This window comes from Bradyrhizobium sp. PRIMUS42, assembly GCF_023006515.1.
Classification (GTDB): domain Bacteria; phylum Pseudomonadota; class Alphaproteobacteria; order Rhizobiales; family Xanthobacteraceae; genus Bradyrhizobium.
Genome location: NZ_JALBGZ010001164.1, coordinates 1 through 1,268, shown reverse-complemented (window position 1 = coordinate 1,268; position 1,268 = coordinate 1). Strand labels below are relative to the sequence as shown.

Annotated in this window: 3 protein-coding genes; all 3 read left to right on the top strand. The window is 65.5% G+C overall.

Features of this window, described 5'->3' with window-relative positions:
• Positions 1–106 (top strand): helix-turn-helix domain-containing protein (locus tag MOV75_RS38655; protein WP_247008085.1); only part of this gene is annotated, 106 nt, incomplete at its 5' end.
• A 285-nt stretch (positions 107–391) separates the two neighbouring features.
• Entirely contained in the window at positions 392–673 is a 282-nt protein-coding gene (locus tag MOV75_RS38650) for a hypothetical protein (protein WP_246932314.1), read from the top strand.
• A gap of 118 nt (positions 674–791) precedes the next feature.
• Positions 792–1,268: FAD-dependent oxidoreductase (locus MOV75_RS38645; protein ID WP_247008082.1), on the top strand; the 477-nt coding region annotated here is incomplete at its 3' end.

Here is a 1,268-nt window from a genome sequence, read left to right as displayed (position 1 = left end):
GATCGCAGCCGCGCTCGGCTATGCCTCGCAGACGGCGTTCGCGGCCGCGTTCCGCAAGCTGACCGGCGAGACCCCGAGCGAGTGGCGCAGGCGCCACACGCGCTAACGACAATCGCGCAAAGCGCAACGTGCTTTTTCTCGATCGCGAGGCCGCTCGCTGCGCGGGCGTCCGATGTCGGCCTGTCGCGCTTCCATGTCTGCTGTGTGTTCAAGACAGGCACCGTGCGTTCGCGGCAGCCTTCCGGAAGCTGACCCGCGAGAGCCCGAACGACCGGCGCAGGCATAACCGTTAGCAGCAATCGCGCTGCAATGACGGCAATCGCTCTGGCGCAGCGGCAGACCCGATCCGCTAGACCATCATCATGGCCGGAGCAATCGAGGGAGACCGAAGATGACCTGGAAAAACTTCATCAGCCGGCGGGTGATCGCCTCGCGCCGCCGAGGCCTTGCCACCGCAACCTTGTACGGACTCTCGCTGGCCGTTCGCTTTACGTCGGCGACGGGCGAGGAGGTGGAGCTTCCGGCACACTATGTGCACCCGATGCATCCGCTGGTGTCCATCATGACCCGGGATGGCTCCAGCCTTCCCTATCAGGACTGGGGCCCGAGGGCGGTCGTGTTTCGCCAAGACTGGCTGCCGAGTTCACCGCTGCAACGCTGCATGGTGCCTTAGACTCAGCGGCTCACTTCATCTCTTCACATCTCTTCGTGCCGTCACCGGACGCTGCCCTGGACGGAGCAGCGGCGGTCGCGCGCGGACTTTCGAACCACGCAAACCAAGGAGCAAATCCATGCGACTAGTGATTATCGGCGCCGGCTTCGCCGGCATGTACGCCGCCCTTTCCGCAGCCCGGTTGCGCGAGATCCAGGGCGTGTCGCCAGACCAGCTGGAGATCGCGCTGGTTGCGCCCGAGCCGACGCTCGTGGTTCGCCCGCGGCTCTATGAACCCAAGCCCGAGACCCTGACGGCGCCCCTGCTCGACGTGCTCGAGGCCATCGACGTCACCTATGTGCAAGGCATCGCCGAGACCGTCGACACCAGATCCTGCATGGTGAAGATCGCGACGGCAAAGGGCACGAAGAAGACGCTCTCCTACGACCGTCTCGTCGTGACCACCGGCAGCCGGCTGTTCCGTCCGAACATTCCGGGTCTCGCCGAGCATGGCTTCAGCGTCGATTCACTCGATGACGCCATCGCGCTCGACAAGCACCTGCATGGTCTCGCCAGGCGGCCGGCCACGGGCGGGCGCGACACGGTCGTCGTCGCC

What these genes read in the sequence shown, in the direction of transcription:
- MOV75_RS38650 (WP_246932314.1), top strand. Translation starts at nt 392, where the DNA reads ATGACCTGGAAAAACTTCATCAGCCGGCGGGTGATCGCCTCGCGCCGC.